The sequence below is a fragment of the Xanthomonas cucurbitae genome, assembly GCF_002939885.1.
Lineage (GTDB): Bacteria > Pseudomonadota > Gammaproteobacteria > Xanthomonadales > Xanthomonadaceae > Xanthomonas > Xanthomonas cucurbitae.
Genome location: NZ_MDED01000032.1, coordinates 1 through 18,219, shown reverse-complemented (window position 1 = coordinate 18,219; position 18,219 = coordinate 1). Strand labels below are relative to the sequence as shown.

Here is an 18,219-nt window from a genome sequence, read left to right as displayed (position 1 = left end):
TGCTGTAATCACCATCTGAAATCTTGTCCACTGGGGAGTAGATGACATGCGCAACCGTTTGTTTGTGATGCCGCCGATCGTGCTGACAATCGCGCTGATGGGGATCAGTGCCGCCGCGTCGGCCGACACGCTACTGATCGATCGTGCACAGCAGAAACCTGCCGCCGCCCTGCCCTTGCGTGGCGACAGCATGAGCCAGGTGCAAAGCCGTTATGGCGCGCCGCAGGAGAAGCTCGACCCGCGTGGCGGCCAGAAGCGCCAGTGGCCGACGATCCATCGCTGGGTGTATCCGGCATTCACCGTGTACTTCGAAAAAAGCAAGGTGATCGACGTGGTGGCCAACCAGGCCGACGCCAACGAAATCGGGCCGAAGCCGCCGATCAAGTAATCGCAGCCACGCCACCGTTGCCAGCGCGTGCCGGCATCTGCAGGCCGGTATGCCGCATCCGTCAGCAGCCGGAAATGTGCCGCTGCGAATCTGCACCAAGGCCTGACGCGTGACCGTGCGTCAGGATCGCAAGAGCCTGCACTTGGGTGCAGGGTATCTATGAACCGCCGGGCCGCTGCCCGGACACCAAGATGAGTATTGCCAGGCATGACCGACCGTCTTCGTTTTCCCGCCGAATGGGAACCTCAATCCGCCGTGTTGATCGCGTGGCCGCACGCCGGGACCGATTGGGCGCAGCGCCTGGCCGATGTGGAAGAGACCTACATCGCGCTGGTGACGGCGATTGCCCGCTTCGAACCGGTGGTGATCTGCGTGGCCGACGACGATCTGCAGATCTATGCCGAGGCGCGGCTGCGTTCGGCGCGGCTGGACATGATGCGCGTGCGCTTCGTGGTAGCCGCCTACAACGACACCTGGCTGCGCGATTCAGGCCCGATCACCCTGCGCCAGGATGCCGGCTTCCGGCTGATGGATTTCCGCTTCACCGGCTGGGGCGGCAAGTTCGAGGCCAGCCTGGACGACCGGTTGGTGAGCTCGCTGGATGCGGCGCAGGTGTTCGTGCCCGCGCAGGTGCAGACGGTGGATTTCGCATTGGAAGGTGGTGCGATCGAAACCGATGGCGCCGGCACCTTGCTGACCACCTGGAAGTGCCTGCACGAGCGCCACCCGCAGCGCAGCCGCCAATCGCTGAGCAACGATCTTGCTGCATGGCTGTCGCAGGATCGCGTGCTGTGGCTGGACCATGGCTATCTGGAAGGCGACGACACCGATGCGCACATCGACACGTTGGCGCGCTTCGCTGGCCCGGATGCGATCGTCTACCAGGGCTGCGATGTCCCCGACGATTCGCACTACGCCGAACTGCAGGCGATGGGCAACGAACTGGCCGCCCTGCGCAAGGTCGATGGACAGCCATACCGCCTGTTCGTGCTGCCGTGGGCGCAGCCGATTCTCGACCAGGGCCGTCGCCTGGCCGCGTCCTACGCCAACTTCCTGATCGTCAACGGTGCGGTGTTGATGCCAGCCTATGGCGATCCGGCCGATGCGGCCGCGCAGGCGGTGCTGGCCGACGCCTTCCCGCAGCACCAGATCGTGCCGGTGCCTTGCCGTGCGCTGATCTGGCAGAACGGCAGCCTGCACTGCCTGACCATGCAGCTGCCGGCCGGCCTGCTGGCCGCCTAGACGTGGCGTTCGTCGCAGCGATCCGTGCGGCGCGTCGTTCCTGTTCCGGCCGGCAGGCCGGTGTTACGCCTTGACGCGCTACCGTAGCGCCTCACCCAGTTGGATGTAGCCATGACCCGCCATCTCCTTTCCGTCGCGCTGATCCAGGAGCGCAACCACGGCGACGCCGAGGCCAACCTGGCCGTCATCGCATCGCGCGTGGCCGAAGCCGCCGCGCAGGGCGCCAAGCTGGTGCTGTTGCAGGAGTTGCACAACGGTGCGTATTTCTGCCAGCACGAGTCGGTGGAGGAATTCGATCTGGCAGAGCCGATTCCCGGCCCCAGTACCGAGCGCCTCAGCGCGCTGGCCCGGCAATATGGCGTGGTGCTGGTCGCTTCGCTGTTCGAGCGCCGCGCAGCCGGGCTGTATCACAACACGGCGGTGGTGTTCGAAAAAGACGGCCGCCTGCTCGGCAAGTACCGCAAGATGCATATCCCCGACGACCCAGGCTTCTACGAGAAGTTCTACTTCACCCCGGGCGATCTGGGCTTCACGCCAATCGATACGTCGGTCGGTCGCCTGGGCGTGTTGGTGTGCTGGGATCAGTGGTACCCGGAAGCGGCGCGGCTGATGGCGCTGGCCGGTGCGGAACTGCTGCTCTACCCCACCGCGATCGGCTGGGACCCGGACGACCAGCAGCCCGAGCAGGAGCGTCAGCGCGACGCGTGGGTGCTCAGCCATCGCGGCCACGCGGTCGCCAATGGTGTGCCGGTGCTGTCGTGCAACCGCGTCGGCCACGAGCCCTCGCCGCTGGGCGCATCGGGCATCCAGTTCTGGGGCAACAGCCATGTGCTGGGACCACAGGGCGAGTTTATTGCCGAAGCCGGCCAGGACCCGACCGTGCTGATCTGCGATGTCGATCTGCAGCGCAGCGAGCATGTGCGCCGCATCTGGCCGTTCCTGCGCGACCGGCGTATCGATGCGTATGGCGACCTGCTCAAGCGCTACATCGACTGACCGCATGCCCGTCGAGCTGTGCGTAGCGCATGCGGCGAACATTCCGGCGATGACCGCGCTCGACGCGGAACAGATCGCCGGATGCAATACCCGGGCGTCGCGCCGGTTGCGGGAACGTTTTGGATTCCGCATGGTCGCAGTATTCAGCGGCGTCGGCTGCACGCAGGGTCGCTGGCTGGACAGCGTGCAGATGCAGCGCGCACTCGGCTCCGGCGCCCCCTCCTCCTTCTGATGAATACATCCATGACTGAGCAGCTCCCCCACGTTCTGGACGATGCGCTGTCCGGCCAGCCACATCGCATCGTCGAGCGCGATGGCGTGCGCTACACCTTGCTGGGCACCGCGCACGTGTCACTGGCCAGCGTGGCCGCAGTGCAACGGGCGATCGGCAGCGGCCGCTACGATGCAGTGGCTGTGGAACTGGATACGCAGCGGCTGCAGGCGCTCAGCGACCCGGATGCGCTGGCGCGCCTGGACCTGGTGCAGGTGATCCGCAAGGGACGCGTGGCGCTGTTTGCGGCCAATCTGGCGCTGGCGGCGTATCAGCGCCGGCTGGCCAAGCAGTTGGGCATCGAGCCGGGCGCCGAATTGAAGGAGGCCGTCAACCTGGCACGCGCGCAAGGGGTGCCGGTATATCTGATCGACCGCGAAGTGGGCCTGACCTTCAAGCGCGCGTCCGGGCGCCTGGGCTTCTTCGGCAAGATGAAGCTGGCCGGCGGCCTGCTCGGTGGCCTGTTCGCCGCCGATGAGGTGGGCGAGGAAGAAATCGAAAAACTCAAGCAGGGCGACATGCTGGAGGCGAGCTTCGGCGATTTCGCCAGCGAAAGCCCCGAGCTGTACGAGACCGTGATCGCCGAGCGCGATCGCTACATGGCCACGCGCCTGCGCGAGGAAGCTAACAGCGGTCAGCGCGAAGTGCTGGCGGTGGTGGGCGCCGGCCATCTGGCCGGGCTTGTGCGACACCTGGAACAGGACACCGAGGCACCCGGGCCGCTGCGCGAGTCGCTGGAATACGTGCAGCAACGCAAGCGCGTGCCCTGGATCACGTTGGGCATCCTGGCGGTCATTATCGCCGGCATCGCGATCGGCTTCTGGCGCGGTGGCCTGAGCATGGGCGCCGACCTGCTGTTGCAATGGGCGATGTATACCGGCGGCATGGCGGCACTGGGCTGCCTGCTGGCCGGCAGCCACCCGCTGAGCATCCTCACTGCGGCAGTGGTGGCACCGTTCAAACCTTTCCGGCTGAGCGTGCCGACCGGGGCGTTTGCCGCGCTGGTGGAGGTGCATATGCGCAAGCCGGCGTATGGCGACTTCCTGACCCTGCGCGACGACGCGCAGACCGTGCGCGGCTGGTACCGCAATCGCGTGTCGCGCGTGGTGCTGACGTTCCTGCTGACCAACTTCGGCAGCATGGCCGGCGTGTGGCTGGCTGGCGTGCAGATTTTCAACCGCCTGCATGGGTGAGCATGGTGACGCTGCAGCCTTGCTTCTCGTAGGAGCGCACCCGGGCGCGATGGGGCGTTACCGGCAACGCCCATCGCGCCCAGGTGCGCTCCTACGGCATTGCGACGGCGCGGAGTGAGCTGCAGGCGCATCCACAGGCCATAGTGATCCGATGCCCAGCGGCCGTCGCCATCCGGGGTGTCGAACAGGTTGACCAGCTGGCCATCGAGATCCACCTGCAGGTCCACGGCCACGCGATAGTCGTCCAGCGGCTGCAGCAGGCGCTGATGGCTGGCAAGCACCTTGTTCGCTGGCGATATGCGCGCGACGGCCCGTCGTGATGCAGGTTGAGCGTGACCAGGGTCATCTCGCGCGCCGGCGCGGTGGAGGCAATGGCCTGCGCCGATTGCCCGCTCATTGGCGTGGCGCTGCCCCTCCTTCGCCTGGTCAGACCTGATCGGCGGCTCTCTCTATCCGTCCTGCCCGCGCACCCACGCAGTACGCCGTCAGCACAAGCGTCGCAGCCAGCAGCCCACCGCGTCGCCACCGCCCTGCCCGTGCCGGACACGGCGCGAGCATCATTGCGCGGCCTTTTCGGCCCGCCGCACTGCACTGGGCACATCGATCTGCACGGCGGCCGGTAGTTGCTGAATGCGCAGCTCGCCGTTGCGCCACTCCACCGTTTCGCCATTGACGCTGGCCTTGCCGGGTTCGCCCTGGTAAGGCCAGGCGAACACCACGCCACCAGGCGGCATCAGCAGGCCGGGCTGCAACTGCAGCACCAGCTGTTTTTCGCTGCGCTGCAAGGTGTAGTTGAGGCGTCCGTAAGGCGTGCGCAGTTCGGCGATGCCGATGCCTTTGCCTTCGAACCAGCGCGTCGGAGTGCCGGCGGCGAGCACCACGCTCTGGTCGGCTTCGCGGGTGTAGGCGAACATGTCCAGCACCGAGCGCACGAAGTCCGACGCCACCCAGGCATGCGGCAGGTCGCCGACGAAGAACGGTGTGCGCGGCGTGCGCGAGACCACTTCGGCCCACTGGTTCCACGGCTGCGGCGCGCGATCCTTGAAGAAGAACGTAGTGGCGTCCCAGGCACGCTCGCGCCAGCCCAGGCGAACGAACGCGGCCACGTTGCGCCATTCGTACGGGGTGTAGTCCTTCCATTCGCGCTTGCCGTCGCGGCGGTCGGAGAATTCGGTCCAGTAGCGCTCGAACGTAGTGTTCAACAGCTCCTGCGGCAGCCGCTGCTGCTCGCCACCGGGGGTCAGCGCGATGGTGGTGGACGTCGCATCGAAATCGCCAAGCTCGGCCGAGCCGGGCAGGAAATCCAGGTTGTGCTGGCGTACCGCCGCGCCCAGCGAGGCGATCAGGTCGCCGCTGAACTCATCGCGCGCCGCGCCGAAGCGGGCCGCATCGTCCGGCTTGTCGAGCACGCCAGCCAGCATCGCCGCGTCCTTGTAGCCGCGTAGTGCCCAGAAGTTGTCCCAGTACGAATGCACCGGCTTGGCCGAATAGCCTTCATGGCTGATCGACACCGGCATCATTCCGTAGAAGGCTGGGTTGCGCATGAAATTCTCTTCGGTGCGTTCGCTGGCGCGCAGTTTTTCCATGTAGTCGAAGGCGCCAGTGACGTGCGGCCACATCTTTTCCAGGAACGCCCTGTCGCCGGTATAGCGGTAGTACTCGGCGATGTTGTAGATCAGTTCGCCGTGGCTATCGTTTTCCGGCACAGGGTCGCTGCCGCGGTCGTCCACGCAGCACGGCACCATGCCGTCGGCGAATTGATACGGCGCGAACCAGTCGACATAGTCGCGCACCACGTCTTCGCGGCCCAGCCGCAGCAGCCCTTCGGAGATCATGGCGCCGTCGCGGATCCAGCTGCGCGAATACGAGCGCGTGCCCGGCTGCAGACGCGGGCCGATGCGCGAGATCAACATATGCGCCAACGCCGTGCGCAAGGTATCGACCACCGGCTTGCCTTCGGCCGGCACACTGATGCGCACGCGATCGAGCTTGCTGCGCCATTGCTGGGCCACCTGTTGCTGCGCGGCCTCCGCATCGAAGTCGGCAGGCAACTGCGCAGTGCCGGTCTGCGGGATCACCAGCGCCACCTCGCGGCGTTGGCCCGGTTGCAGCGTCCAGCGATACAGCAGCACACCCGACGCCAGGCCGGTTTCGTCCTTGACCTGGGTCGTGGTGGGCAGCGTGGCGGCGGTGAGATGGCTGACATCCATGCCACTGTCGAAGGCACTGGCGAACCCGGCATCCGGGCGCTGCGCCGCGAACACGCGCGGCTTGCCATTGACGCTGACCTGGGCGCCATCGACGGTGAGCTGTTCGATCCGGCTGACGCCGCCCAGGGTGTTGAGGAACTGCGACGGCGGATTGACCTGGAACGGACGCACCGCCAGGGCCAGGGTGAATTCGCGCGCGTCCTTGCCGGTGTTATGCAGTTGGTAGCGCGCGACCAGTTGCGCCTGCTCCGGGGTACCCTGCACGAAGGCGGTGACACGCAGGTTCATCAGGTCGTGATGCCAATCGACGCGGGGAATCGGCAGGTAGTCGTCCTGCAGGCTCTGTTCGCTGCTGACATCGGACCAGTGCAGCAGCCTGCCGCCGGTGACCACGAACGGTTCGATGCTGAAACCGCCCTTGCCCACTTCCACCGCACCGTCTTCGCCGATCAGGCCCTGCTCGGTGCCACCGTCCAGGCCCAGGATGGTCCAGTACGGCTGTTCGCCGGAAAATCCCCTTGGGTAACTGCCGCGCGGCAATTGCGCCGCCAGCGATTTGATGAAGTCGTTGGGCGTGGCAGCGAATGCCAGCGGTTGCAGCTGCACTTCCTTGATGCCGTAGCGCCAGTTGGGGCCGTCCTTGAGGTCCAAACGCAGGTAGCGCGCTTCGGTATCGGGCAAGGCCAGCCAATCGGTGCCGCCGGCACCGGCAGTGACGGTGCGCAGATCACGCCAGCTGCGTCCGTCGCTGGAGGAGCGCACCTGGTACTGCGAGGCCTGCAGGCCAGGCACCCATTGCACGATGGCGCCGCCGAATTCGCGCACCTTGCCCAGGTCCAGGGTCACGGTCTGCTGCTTGACCGCGCCGCTGAGCCAGAAGGTGTCCGGCTTGCCGTCGGCCAGGCGTTGCTCCAGGGCAGGTGCAGTGTCGGTGATGGCCTCGGCCTTCAGTGGCGAGGTGTCTTCCGGCGGCAGCGGCGTGAGGGCCAGGCGGTCGAAGCACACCGTGCCCTGGCCGCCGACCTTGTTGTAGATGGTGAACTCCACGTCGGCACTGCTACGCAATTGCTTGTCCGCACCCGGGCCCCAGGCTTTCTCGATGTTGCGCTTGCGGTAGTTGAAGGTGGTCCAGTTCTTCGGGAAGGTGAAGCCCGGCCGGTTGACCCACCACACATTGTCGCCGCTGGCGTCGATCAGCTTGAACTGCAGGTCGTTGGACGGCGACTCGCCGCGCACCGCGAAGGACATCCGGTAGTTGTCCGGATAGGTGATCGGCAAGTTGCGACGGATGCCCACATAACCGGACACGCCATTGAAGTTGTAGTCCAGGCACAGCGCATGTCCGCCCGAGGGCGTGGCCACCGGCCGCAGCGAACCGCTCACCTGATTGGACACCACCAGCCGCCATGCGCCGATGTCGTTGAAGCCATCGAGCACGCGCTCCTGCGCCTGCGCCACGCCTGCGGCGGCAATGGCGGTGATGGCAAGCAATCGCAGCAACCCCGGTTTCACCCCTTCACACTCCCCAACAGAAGACCCTGGATGTAGTAACGCTGCAGCGCCAGGAACAATAGCAGCACGGGAATCACCGTCACTACCGCCCCGGCCATCATCAACTCCACGTCCATGATGTGCTCGCGCGACAGCGCCGCCAGCGCCACCGGCAAGGTGTACTGCTCCTGGTCAGTCAGCACGATCAACGGCCACATGAAGTCGTTCCACGAACCCATGAAGGTGAAGATGGTCAAGGTGACCAGCACCGGCTTGAGCATCGGCAGCACGATCTGGAAGAAGATGCGCAGTTCGCTGGCGCCATCGATGCGCGCGGCCTCGATCAATTCATCCGGGATGCTGCGCGCGTACTGGCGCACCAGGAAAATGCCGAACACGCTAGCCAATGCCGGAACAACCACCCCGCCGATGCTGTTGACCAGATGCAGCTGCTTCATCAGCAGGAACAGCGGCAGCATCGCCACCTGGGCCGGGATGACCAGTGCGGCCATCAGGATCTTGAAGAGGCGCTCGCGGCCCACGAACTGCAGCTTGGCAAAGGCATAGCCCGCCATGGTGTTGATGAGCAGCGAGCCGAGCGTAATCAATCCGGACACCAGCAGGCTGTTGGCGAAGTTGCGCGCCATGCCGGTGCGCGCGAACAGCTCGTGGTAATTGGCCAGGGTGAACGCCGACGGCAGCATCGGCGGCGGAAACCGGCTGGCCTCGCCGGTGGGCATGAACGAAACCGACAGCATCCACAGCAGCGGCGCCAGGCTGACGACCGCCAGCACCACCAGCCCACCGTTGATCAGCACGCCGTTCCAGCGCGATTGGCCCACATCACGGCTCATATCAGGTCCTTCTTGCGGCCGAAGCGCAACATCACGGTGGTCACCGCCAGGATAATCAGGAACAGCAGGAACGCCACCGCCGACGCGCGGCCAAGGTTCCACCACTTGAAGCCTTCCTCGAACATGAAATACAGCACACTGACGGTGCTCTGCAGCGGGTCGCCACGGGTCATCACGTAGGGTTCGGCGAACAACTGGAAATAGCCGGAGATGGTAATCACCCCGACCACCATCAGCACCGGCCCGAGCATCGGCAAGGTGATGTGCAGGAACTGCTTCCAGCGCGAGGCGCCGTCGATGCGTGCGGCCTCGTACAGGTCCTGCGGGATGGCCTGCAGGCCGGCCAGGAAGATCACCATGTTGTAGCCGAAGTTCTTCCACACCGCGAACAGCATGATGGTGGGCATGGCCCAACGCGGGTCGCCCAGCCAGTCGATCGGCGCGATGCCGAGATGGCTCAGCCCGAAGTTCACCAGGCCATACTTGATGTGGAACAGGTAGCGCCAGATCACTGCCACCGCCACCAGCGTGGTCACCACCGGTGCGAACAGCGCGGTGCGGAACAAGGCCTTGAAGCGCGATGCCTTGGCATTGAGCAACAGTGCCGCACCCAGCGACACGCCGATGGACATCGGCACGCCCAGCAGCACGAAGTAGGTTGTATTCCACAACGACTTCCAGAACAGCGGCGTCTGCAGCAGCGCGATGTAGTTGCCCAGCCCGACGAAGCGCAGATGGCTTCTATTGGCCAGTGCGTACAGGTCGAAATCGGTAACGCTGAGTACCAGCGCGGCCAGCACCGGCACGCCGAAGAACATGCCCAGCACCAGGATCGAGGGCGCGGCGAACACCCAGCCGGCAACGGAATTGCGGCGCATCATCGGGCACCTTCGGGGGCTGGTGCGCTGGCCGGCGGCGTGGCCGGCACGGCAGCCGGCCCGACATGGCCGCCTTCCTGTTCAAAAATCCAGCGGCGCTTGGCCAGAATATCGTCCACGCGTTGATCCAGTTCCTGCACGGCCGCTTCGTGCGACTGACCGCCGCGCACCACGCGCTCGGTCACCAGGCGCATTTCCTGCACGATGCGCTCCCATTCCAGCACCTTGGGGGTGGCCTTGACCCGTTCAAGCTGATCGCCGAACGCACGGGCCAGTTCGTCATTGGCCAATGACGGCAGCTTCCAGGTACTGCGCCGCGGCGGCAGGTCGCCGATGATGGCATGGAAGCGCGCCTGCACCTGCGGCTGCGACAGGTATTCGATCAGCTTCCAGCTGGCGTCCTTGTGCTGCGAGGACTTGAAGATCACCAGGCTGGAGCCGCCGGCGATGCCTGCGCCCGGGCCGTCGGGACCAGGCAACGGCGCGGTGCCCCACGTGCCTTCCATGCCCGGCGGCTGGCGCAGCTTGAACTCGCGCACGTTCCAGGGGCCGGACAGATAGAACGCGTAGTAACCGTTGAAGAATTCGTACCAGACGTTGGAGACCTGGGTTTCCGACACCTTGGGCGCCCAGCCGTTCTGGTACATGCCGTCGTAGAATGCCAACGCCTTGCGAAAACCTGCACTGCGGAAATTGCCGTAGTTATCGTGATCGCGCAGCAGGCGATCGTCCTGCTGCAAGGCGAACGACAGCTGCTGCTCGAACTCGTTGAGCGGCATCAAGATGGCATAGCGGTCCGGCCCAACGTGGCGCTTGATCGCCGCCATCACCTGCTGCATCTCGGCCCAGGTCTTGGGCATCTGGCTGTAGCCGGCCTGGCGCAGCAGATCCTTGCGGTAGAACAGCAGCCGCGTATCCACATACCACGGCACCCCGTACAAGGTGCCATCCACCACATTGGTGTCCCACACGCCGGGGAAGTAGTCGGCCGGCGTTACCACCGTCGAGCGCGCCACATAGGGCTGCAGCGGCGCCAGGGTGTCCAGCAAGGCAAATTCCGGTAGCCAGGTGTTACCCAGCTGGCACACGTCCGGCAAGCCATCGGCAGCGAAGGCGGTCAGCAATTTTTCATGCGCCGCGGTCATCGGAATGTTCTGCACCTCCACGCGGATGCTGGGATTGCGCTTTTCGAAATCGGCCACCAGTTCGGTGACCACTTCGGCTTCCTTGCCCATCGCCCAGAAGCGCACGGTGGTCTGCTGGGCCTGATCGGAACGCACGCATCCCGCCGCTCCTGCACACAGGGCGGCGGCCATCATCAACCGGATCAGAAGGCGCACGGATTACTCGGGTTTCTGGCGGTGCGAGGGATCTTGCTGCGCCTGCGCGGCGGCGGCGCGCGATTCGGCCATTCCCAGCGACCGCGCGGCAGCCTTCTGTTCGTCCTTCTGCGGAAGCGGCTGCGGCTCGCCCTCCGGCGTGAGCCAGCCGCCGGTGAAGCCGGCGCGTTCAAGGCCGCTGCGGATATGGGGGTTCTTCTTCATCACGTTCCAGACGAATTCGTTCTGGTAGTTGGCGATCATCGTCAGGATCGGCCCTTGGTCGATGCCGATATAGTCGCCCGCCACCCAGCCGCGGTTTGGCACCATGCGCCCGGTCTTGAGCGGGATGTCGTAGTTGAAGCTGGGGTTGAACGAATCCAGGAAGCCATAGCTGGAATACAGGAAGTCGCCGTAGCGCTTGTGCATCTCCTCGGCGGCTGGGATCACTACTTCCGGGGCGAACACGATGGAGGAGATTGCCGCCGATGGCACGATGGTGCCGTCGTCGAAGTTCTCGCGCAGGCCGGCGCCGCGCGAGGAATAGTGACGGAACTGGCGCTGCTCGCCGCGGTATTCCTGGCTGGTGTTCTGCGGACCATCGCCGGCGGTCAGGCCCCACACGTTCTCGCCGTAGTCCTTCCACTTCATCGGGTTGTCGATGGCGTAGTCGCGCTGCGCCAGGGTGGCGCGGCGGCTGTTGAGGAAGTAGTCGATGCCGCGTTCGCGCATGTACTGGTCCTGGATATCGCGGAAGTCGATCCAGACATGGCTGTATTGATGCCCGAACAGCGGGCCGAAGGACAGGTATTCCTGCCCCTGGTACACGCCCCAGTCGTTGTTGTAGGTGCGGGTCCAGCTGGTCCATGCATCCGGGTCCACGCCATGGGTGGGCGAACCCAGCGCCAGGATGTACAGCATCATCGCCTCGTTGTAGCCCATCCAATCATGGTTGATGAAGCCGCTCTCCGGGAACCAGCCCATCGAAATCAGCGGCGCGCGCTGCTGCAGCCAGCGCCAGTCCACGCGCTTGTACAAGGTGTCGGCGATCTGGCGGATTTCTTTTTCGCGCGGGTCATCGCCGTCGTAATACGACTGGGTGAACAACACGCCCATCATCAGCAGCGCGGTGTCCACGCTCGACAGCTCGACCCAGCTGTCGTAGCGGTTGCCCTGCTGCATGTCCAGGAAGTGGTAGTAGAAACCCTTGTAGCCGGCCTTTCCGGTCCGCTGCGGCCCCATGGGCGCGTCGCGGAAGAATTTGAGGGTGGTCAGGGTGCGCTCCACCGCCTGGTTGCGGCTGACCCAGCCATTCTCGATGCCGATCGGATACGCGGTCAGTGCGAAACCCACCGACGCGATGCTGGCGAACGGGCGCGACGGGAAGCGATCCGGCGAGAGTCCATTGACCTCGTTGGTGGTGTCCCAGAAGAACTGGAAGGTGCGTCGTTCGATGTCGGAGAACAGTGGCGGCAACGGCGGCTTGACCGGCTTGGGCGGCAGTTGCGCCTCGATCAGGATCACTTTCACCGGCGCCTTCTTCTCGGCCACCTTGGGTTCCTCGGCCTGTTTGCAGGACGCCAGCACCAGCGCACCCAGCAAAAGTGGAATCGTCAACCAACGCGACGCACTGCCCCTATCCATCCATCCCCCACGTGTGTAATCGATTACATCCTGCACGCAAACCTATCCTATTCCCGCCGCCGCCGACGATCGCACCGGCACTGGCCGAGACGGTCGAACACCGCACGCGTTCACGCCGAAGGCAAGGCGGAAGCTACACACCGACGTTGCCAGGCTTGATCGGCGTGAGGCACCTCGCAATCTTCAGCGACCGCCGTTGAAGGCCGCGTCATTGACCCGATCGCGTCGCGCTCCGCGACCGGGTTGCCGAAACTGGCGCGACTGTAATCGTTTTCACTGCGAGGCGTAAACCCTTCTCTTCAAACAGGTGAAAACGCTTGCAGATCAATCACCTGGAAGTGACGAAGATGTGAATTAATGTGCTGCAGTGCAGCAGGCAAGGCCCCAGGTGTCCACACCCCGAGCGCGATACCGGTCACGGTTGGCACCGGAGTCGACAGGGCCGCGCAGCGTGGTCCGCCGAGATGATCGGGAATGCCGTCGCGCCCGGGGGCGCTCCTACGACGCCGGGTCGCTATGTAGGAGCGCCCCCGGGCGCGACAAGGCTTTACCGGTTACCCCGCCTCACCCGGCGCAATCGCCTCGATCGACAAGGCATGGATGTCGGTCTGCATCATCTCGCCGACGGCCGCGTACACCGCCCGATGGCGTGCCAGCGGCGGCTTGCCGGCAAACACGGCACTGACCACCCGCACATTGAAATGCCCGCGCCCGTCGCGCGCGCCGGCATGGCCGGCGTGCCGGTGGCTGTCGTCCACCACCTCCAGTTCGGTGGGTGCCAGCGCCATCTGCAACGCCGCGCGGATCCGCTCGACCCGGCTCATGGCAGCACCCGCCGGAACGGCCGGACCTCGGTGCGTACATACACGCCCGCTTCCACATACGGATCGGCATCGGCCCAGGCGCGCGCATCTTCGAGTGCGTCGAACTCGGCAATCACCACGCTGCCGCTGAAGCCAGCCGGCCCCGGATCTTCGGCGTCGATGGCCGGGCATGGCCCCGCCACCAGCAGCCGACCGGCCGCCGCCAACGCCTGCAGGCGCGCCAGATGCGCCGGTCGCGCCTGTTGCCGCGCAGCCAGTGCGTCGGCGCCGTCATACCCTTCGATTACGTACCACACACGCCACCTCACCCAGGACTTCGAAGATCACCCCGGCAATTCTAGCCGGCCCGGCGCTGGACACCGCCCCCACGCACGCATTACCCTTGGCACCACTGCACACGCTACCGGACGCAGCGGCCCGTCGGCCCAGGCTCAACGCTCTCCCCCGACGACCGATTCGCTGCCCACCGCCTGCCCGCGTAGACGACCTCCTCGCTGTTCCGTCGCCGCATGCCACGCGGCGGACGTTGTATGTGGATTTGTGGGATCGTGCCGGCACAGGCACGACATTGATCGCAATAACTCAAGGCAAAGCCCTGCAGGCGCGGCTTAAGACCGCGGCCGGCGACCGTAAGACCCGATGTCGACCTGATGAATTCCGAACTCGCGCACGTCGCGACTCCGCCAGCCACGAGCGCGCCGCCACAGCAGCAGGAAATGCCGCTGGCGGTGGTGCATGGGCAACCGGTGCTGCAGATCCCGCAGGATCTGTACATCCCGCCGGATGCGCTGGAAGTCATCCTGGATGCCTTCGAAGGTCCGCTGGACCTGCTGCTGTACCTGATCCGCCGGCAGAACCTGGACATCCTGGACATCCCCGTCGCCGAGATCACCCGGCAGTACGTGGACTACATCAACGTGATGCAGGAACTGCGCTTCGAACTGGCGGCCGAATACCTGGTGATGGCCGCGATCCTGGCCGAGATCAAGTCGCGCATGCTGTTGCCGCGCCCGCCCAGCCAGGAGGGCGAAGAACAAGACCCGCGCGCCGAGCTGGTGCGCCGCCTGCAGGAATACGAGCGCTTCAAGCAGGCCGCCGAGGACCTGGACACCCTGCCCCGCATGGGCCGCGACAGCGCCCCGGTGCAGGCGCATCTGCCCGAGCGCGCTGCGGTCAAGCTGCCGCCGCCTGTGGAATTGAAAGAAATGCTGATGGCGCTGTACGACGTGCTCAAACGCGCCGAGCTGTTCACCGGGCACGCGATCAAGCGTGAGGCGCTGAGCGTGCGCCAGCGCATGGGCGATGTGCTCGGCCGCCTGGACGACGGCAAGTTCTACCGTTTCGAATCGCTGTTCACGGCCGAAGAAGGCAAGCTCGGCGTGCTGGTCACCTTCCTGGCGCTGCTCGAATTGGCCAAGGAGCAGTTGCTGGACATCGTGCAGGACGCGCCGCTAGCGCCGATCTACGTGAAGTCGCTGGCGTTGGGAAATACCAATGCGCCGCTGCAATTCTCCAGCGAATTCGATGACAGCGATGCTGCCAACGAACCTATCTGAAGCCGATCACCGAATGGATCAAGCGCTGATCACCCGCATCATCGAAGCCGCCCTGCTGGCCAGCAGCCAGCCGCTGACGCTGGCGCAGCTGCAGGGGCTGTTTCCCGAGGAAGAGCCGGCGCCGCCCGGCAGCGTCGAGCGCGCACTGGAATTGCTGCGCGAGGCCTGCGCCGAGCGCGGCGTGGAAATGGTCGAAGTGGCCTCCGGCTTCCGCTTCCAGGTCAAGGCCGAGGTGCATGGCTGGGTCGCCCGCCTGTGGACCGAGCGCCGCACCAAGTACACCCGCGCCACGCTGGAAACCCTGGCGCTGATCGCCTACCGCCAACCGATCACCCGCGGCGAGATCGAGCAGGTGCGCGGCGTGGCGGTCAGCAGCAACATCATCCAGGCGCTGGAAGAGCGCGAATGGATCCGCGTCGTGGGCCACCGCGACGTGCCCGGCAAGCCGGCCCTGTTCGGCACCACCAAGGGCTTTCTGGATTACTTCGGGCTCAAGCGGCTGGACGAGCTACCGCCGTTGTCCGAGTTGAAGGACATCGCCGAGCTGGAGCCGCAGCTGCCGCTGGACCGCGATGGTCAACTGGATGGCGCAGTGCCGGCATCGGCATCGCTGCAGGCCGACCAGGACGGGATGGATGCTGCCGCTGACGCCGGTGATACGGATGCAGGCGCCCCCCCGTCGACGGCAGACACGGGCGCCCCGCTAGCTGAGTCCACCGGCAACAATCCCGCTCCGGTCGATGAAGACAATGCCACGCCCGCCGATAACGGCAGCGAGGCAGATGGCGACCGCCACAGCGATGCAGCCGATGATGCCGCGGACATCCAGCAACACCAGCACGACGCCGGCAGCCGTGACGCCGACGACCAGCCCCCCGCCCCACCGCAGCACCCCGAGCCCGCCTCGGCGCAGGACCCGAACACGCAACACCCCGATGCCGCCCGCGAGGGCGACCCCGACACCGCGCCGGGCACGCGCGCGGATGCAGTGAACGAAGACGAAGACAACGCCGTCGCGACGACGACCGTGGCTGTTGACGAAGCCGATTCCGACCCAGAGGCCGACCCAGAACACGTCGGCCGGAGCCAGACACATGAGTGACACCCCCCGCAAGCTGTCGTTGAACAAGCTTTCCCTCAAGCGCGACAGCGCGCCCGAAGCGCCCAAGCTGGAAGAGCGCCTGCACAAGGTGCTGGCCCAGGCCGGCCTGGGTTCGCGCCGCGCGCTGGAACAGCGCATCGCCGATGGCCTGATCAAGGTCAATGGCGCCGTCGCGCAGACCGGCATGTCGGTGCGCAGCGGCGACAAGATCGAGCTGGACGGCCGCAGCTTCGTCGCCAGCGCGCTGACCGAACCTTCGCGCGTGCTGATCTACAACAAGCCCGAAGGCGAAGTGACCACCCGCGAAGATCCCGAAGGCCGCCCGACCGTGTTCGAGTCGCTGCCGGCATTGAAGGGCTCGCGCTGGATCGCCATCGGCCGGCTGGACATCAACACCACCGGCCTGCTGCTGCTGACCACCGACGGCGAGCTGGCCAACGCGATGATGCACCCCTCCTACGAGGTCGAACGCGAGTACGTGGTGCGCGTGCGCGCCCCGGAAGGCGAAGAAAAAGTCTCCGACGCCATCATCGAGCGCCTGTCGCGCGGTGTGCTGCTGGAAGACGGCGGCGCCAAGTTCGACGAGATCGAACGCATCGGCGGCACCGATTCGCACGATTGGTTCCGCGTGGTGGTCAAGGAAGGCCGCAACCGCGAAGTGCGCCGCCTGTGGGAATCGCAGGGCTGCCAGGTCAGCCGCCTGAAGCGCAGCCGCTACGGCAAGATCTCGCTGCCGCGCGAACTGTTGCGCGGGCAGTCGGTGGAAGTGGCGCAGGACAAGGTCGACGCCCTGCGCGCCGAACTCAAGCTGGAAGAAGGCGCGCCCTCGGCGCTGACCCTGCAGCCGGTGATCGGCCAGCGCCGCGCCGCCAAGTCCACCGTGCACGTCTCGCGCGATGGCCGCAGCAATGCCTACGTCAATGGGCAGACCTCCGGCGCCGATGAAGGCCGCGAGCTGCGTCGCTTCGACAACCTGCGCGAAGACCGCGGCGGCCGTAGTGGCCGCGGCAAGCCCGGCGGCTTCAAGGGCGGCCTGACCGTCAGTGGCGAAGCCGCTGCCAAGCAGTCGCAGCAGCGCCCGTTCAAGCAGCGTGGCCCGGCCAAGGGCGACCGCGCGTTGCCGGATGGCAACCCGGCTGCGTTCCGCAGTTGGTATGTGCCCGACGGCGTGAGCACTGGCCCCAGCGGTCACCGCAATGCCGGCCCCGGTGGCAACAGCACCGGCCAGGCGCGCCCGTACGCCAAGAAGGGGCCGGGCGGTGCCCGTCCAGGTGCCGGCGGCCAGGGTCAGGGCCGCGGCGGCGCCGGTGGTCAGGGCCAGTCGCAGGGCCAAGGCCAGGGACAGCGCAAGCACCCCTACGGTCACCCGGGCAATGCGCCGGTCTTCCCATCCGACCACGCCAACCCGGGCTTCAGCCCATATGGCGCAGCGCGTCCTGCCGGTCGCCCCAGCGGCGGCCGTCCGGGTCCGGGCGGCAATCGCGGCCCGGCATCGGCCAATCGCGGCCCCGGCGGTCCGGGCGGCGGCGCGCGTGGTCCAGGTGGTCCCGGCGGTGCCCCACGTGGCCCGGGCGGTCGCCCGCCGGGCGGTGGCAACCGTCGCCCGCCCGGTGGTGGCAATCGCGGTCGTTAGGGTTAAGCCTACACATGTAAGAAAAAGGCTCATCGCGTATTCGCGTGGGTGCCTTGAGGCCCTTGAAGCTGCGTTGAGCCTTGGAAACAGGCCCTTTCCGGGGGCGCCTGAAGTGGTGCATCCTGTACTGAACTTCTTAACGCGGTGTTGTGCATGAAGACGGGCCGTCGGCTGAGCGCGTTGTTTTGCTTCCCTGGCTTCGCTGCCGGGTCCATGCTCAAGGGCGTGTTCGGCGCTCCGAAGGCACGGATCGTAACCGTGCGGCGCCGAAAAAAACGGCCGTGTGCTCCCACTGTGGCCATCGGTGTCGCAGCCGCTACGACAAGCGCCTGTGCCGCGCCCGCGACTTGCGGGCGGCCGGCTGGATGCTGTTCGTGGAGTTCGAGCGCTGGCGTGTCGATTGTCCGGGATGCGGCGGCGTGCACGTAGAGCGGCTGGACTGGCTGGACAAGAACCCGTGCTACACTAAGCGACTCGCCCTGCATGTGGGCAATCTGTGCCGGAGCATGATGCACAAGGCCGTGGCGGAGTTGGAGCGGCTAGACGACGGTACGGTCAAGGAGCTGTCCAAGCTGTACATGGCCGAGCAGGTGCGCCGGGCGGGGACGCCGGCGCCGC

At 65.9% G+C, this 18,219-nt stretch carries 14 protein-coding genes and 3 pseudogenes; 9 read left to right on the top strand and 8 right to left on the bottom strand.

Annotated elements, in window-relative coordinates:
* The first annotated feature begins 46 nt into the window (after positions 1-46).
* The 5 genes and pseudogenes from XcuCFBP2542_RS15190 to XcuCFBP2542_RS15170 all read left to right on the top strand — a co-directional run bounded on the left by XcuCFBP2542_RS15190 (position 47) and on the right by XcuCFBP2542_RS15170 (position 4,090).
* Positions 47-388, top strand: coding sequence for a hypothetical protein (locus XcuCFBP2542_RS15190; protein WP_104604542.1), 342 nt, complete (start codon positions 47-49; stop codon positions 386-388).
* A gap of 207 nt (positions 389-595) precedes the next feature.
* Complete coding sequence (locus XcuCFBP2542_RS15185; RefSeq protein ID WP_170067004.1) at positions 596-1,630, top strand: agmatine deiminase family protein; 1,035 nt, start codon at positions 596-598, stop codon at positions 1,628-1,630.
* Between the two features lie 111 nt (positions 1,631-1,741).
* On the top strand, positions 1,742-2,626 hold the full coding sequence (locus XcuCFBP2542_RS15180; RefSeq protein ID WP_104604532.1) for a carbon-nitrogen hydrolase: 885 nt from the start codon (positions 1,742-1,744) through the stop codon (positions 2,624-2,626).
* A gap of 91 nt (positions 2,627-2,717) precedes the next feature.
* Positions 2,718-2,877 (top strand): annotated as a pseudogene (locus XcuCFBP2542_RS15175) (GNAT family N-acetyltransferase); the annotation flags it as partial.
* Entirely contained in the window at positions 2,858-4,090 is a 1,233-nt protein-coding gene (locus XcuCFBP2542_RS15170) for a TraB/GumN family protein (protein ID WP_425478042.1), read from the top strand. The pseudogene XcuCFBP2542_RS15175 and the gene XcuCFBP2542_RS15170, both read left to right, overlap by 20 nt.
* A 176-nt stretch (positions 4,091-4,266) precedes the next feature.
* On the opposite strand, the pseudogene XcuCFBP2542_RS20335 reads toward XcuCFBP2542_RS15170, so the two are convergent.
* From XcuCFBP2542_RS20335 to XcuCFBP2542_RS15130, 8 genes and pseudogenes are all read right to left on the bottom strand, one after another.
* Positions 4,267-4,374: pseudogene (locus tag XcuCFBP2542_RS20335) on the bottom strand (endonuclease/exonuclease/phosphatase family protein); the annotation flags it as partial.
* 273 nt (positions 4,375-4,647) lie between these two features.
* A complete protein-coding gene (locus XcuCFBP2542_RS15160) occupies positions 4,648-7,782 on the bottom strand; it encodes a discoidin domain-containing protein (protein WP_170067006.1) in 3,135 nt (1,044 codons plus the stop codon).
* Positions 7,783-7,808: 26 nt separating this feature from the next.
* A complete protein-coding gene (locus tag XcuCFBP2542_RS15155; protein WP_104604524.1) occupies positions 7,809-8,645 on the bottom strand; it encodes a carbohydrate ABC transporter permease in 837 nt (278 codons plus the stop codon).
* Complete coding sequence (locus XcuCFBP2542_RS15150; RefSeq protein WP_104604522.1) at positions 8,642-9,526, bottom strand: carbohydrate ABC transporter permease; 885 nt, start codon at positions 9,524-9,526, stop codon at positions 8,642-8,644. Before XcuCFBP2542_RS15150 ends, XcuCFBP2542_RS15155 begins: the two co-directional genes overlap by 4 nt.
* Positions 9,523-10,863, bottom strand: coding sequence for a sugar ABC transporter substrate-binding protein (locus XcuCFBP2542_RS15145; RefSeq protein ID WP_104604520.1), 1,341 nt, complete (start codon positions 10,861-10,863; stop codon positions 9,523-9,525). Before XcuCFBP2542_RS15145 ends, XcuCFBP2542_RS15150 begins: the two co-directional genes overlap by 4 nt.
* 3 nt (positions 10,864-10,866) lie before the next feature.
* Positions 10,867-12,486 (bottom strand): glucoamylase family protein, encoded by a 1,620-nt coding sequence (locus tag XcuCFBP2542_RS15140; protein WP_104604518.1) that lies wholly within the window; start codon positions 12,484-12,486, stop codon positions 10,867-10,869.
* A gap of 554 nt (positions 12,487-13,040) precedes the next feature.
* Positions 13,041-13,310 (bottom strand): BolA family protein, encoded by a 270-nt coding sequence (locus XcuCFBP2542_RS15135; protein WP_104604516.1) that lies wholly within the window; start codon positions 13,308-13,310, stop codon positions 13,041-13,043.
* A complete protein-coding gene (locus tag XcuCFBP2542_RS15130; RefSeq protein WP_064510766.1) occupies positions 13,307-13,606 on the bottom strand; it encodes a YciI family protein in 300 nt (99 codons plus the stop codon). Before XcuCFBP2542_RS15130 ends, XcuCFBP2542_RS15135 begins: the two co-directional genes overlap by 4 nt.
* Positions 13,607-13,960: 354 nt before the next feature.
* Between XcuCFBP2542_RS15130 and XcuCFBP2542_RS15125 the strand changes: the two genes are divergently transcribed.
* The 4 genes and pseudogenes from XcuCFBP2542_RS15125 to XcuCFBP2542_RS15110 all read left to right on the top strand — a co-directional run.
* Entirely contained in the window at positions 13,961-14,866 is a 906-nt protein-coding gene (locus XcuCFBP2542_RS15125; RefSeq protein WP_104604514.1) for a segregation and condensation protein A, read from the top strand.
* Positions 14,844-15,968, top strand: a complete 1,125-nt coding sequence (scpB, locus tag XcuCFBP2542_RS15120) for an SMC-Scp complex subunit ScpB (protein WP_223214319.1) — start codon at positions 14,844-14,846, stop codon at positions 15,966-15,968. The genes XcuCFBP2542_RS15125 and scpB overlap by 23 nt, the downstream gene beginning before the upstream one ends.
* The gene (locus XcuCFBP2542_RS15115) at positions 15,961-17,601 is read left to right on the top strand and encodes a pseudouridine synthase (RefSeq protein ID WP_104604510.1); all 1,641 of its coding nucleotides are present in this window, start codon (positions 15,961-15,963) and stop codon (positions 17,599-17,601) included. The genes scpB and XcuCFBP2542_RS15115 overlap by 8 nt, the downstream gene beginning before the upstream one ends.
* A 374-nt stretch (positions 17,602-17,975) precedes the next feature.
* Positions 17,976-18,219, top strand: a pseudogene (locus XcuCFBP2542_RS15110) (hypothetical protein); the annotation flags it as partial.

What these genes read in the sequence shown, in the direction of transcription:
- XcuCFBP2542_RS15170 (WP_425478042.1), top strand. Translation starts at nt 2,858, where the DNA reads ATGAATACATCCATGACTGAGCAGCTCCCCCACGTTCTGGACGATGCG.
- XcuCFBP2542_RS15140 (WP_104604518.1), bottom strand. Translation starts at nt 12,486, where the DNA reads ATGGATAGGGGCAGTGCGTCGCGTTGGTTGACGATTCCACTTTTGCTG.
- XcuCFBP2542_RS15115 (WP_104604510.1), top strand. Translation starts at nt 15,961, where the DNA reads ATGAGTGACACCCCCCGCAAGCTGTCGTTGAACAAGCTTTCCCTCAAG.
- XcuCFBP2542_RS15155 (WP_104604524.1), bottom strand. Translation starts at nt 8,645, where the DNA reads ATGAGCCGTGATGTGGGCCAATCGCGCTGGAACGGCGTGCTGATCAAC.
- XcuCFBP2542_RS15190 (WP_104604542.1), top strand. Translation starts at nt 47, where the DNA reads ATGCGCAACCGTTTGTTTGTGATGCCGCCGATCGTGCTGACAATCGCG.
- XcuCFBP2542_RS15185 (WP_170067004.1), top strand. Translation starts at nt 596, where the DNA reads ATGACCGACCGTCTTCGTTTTCCCGCCGAATGGGAACCTCAATCCGCC.
- XcuCFBP2542_RS15135 (WP_104604516.1), bottom strand. Translation starts at nt 13,310, where the DNA reads ATGAGCCGGGTCGAGCGGATCCGCGCGGCGTTGCAGATGGCGCTGGCA.
- XcuCFBP2542_RS15125 (WP_104604514.1), top strand. Translation starts at nt 13,961, where the DNA reads ATGAATTCCGAACTCGCGCACGTCGCGACTCCGCCAGCCACGAGCGCG.
- XcuCFBP2542_RS15180 (WP_104604532.1), top strand. Translation starts at nt 1,742, where the DNA reads ATGACCCGCCATCTCCTTTCCGTCGCGCTGATCCAGGAGCGCAACCAC.
- scpB (WP_223214319.1), top strand. Translation starts at nt 14,844, where the DNA reads ATGCTGCCAACGAACCTATCTGAAGCCGATCACCGAATGGATCAAGCG.
- XcuCFBP2542_RS15150 (WP_104604522.1), bottom strand. Translation starts at nt 9,526, where the DNA reads ATGATGCGCCGCAATTCCGTTGCCGGCTGGGTGTTCGCCGCGCCCTCG.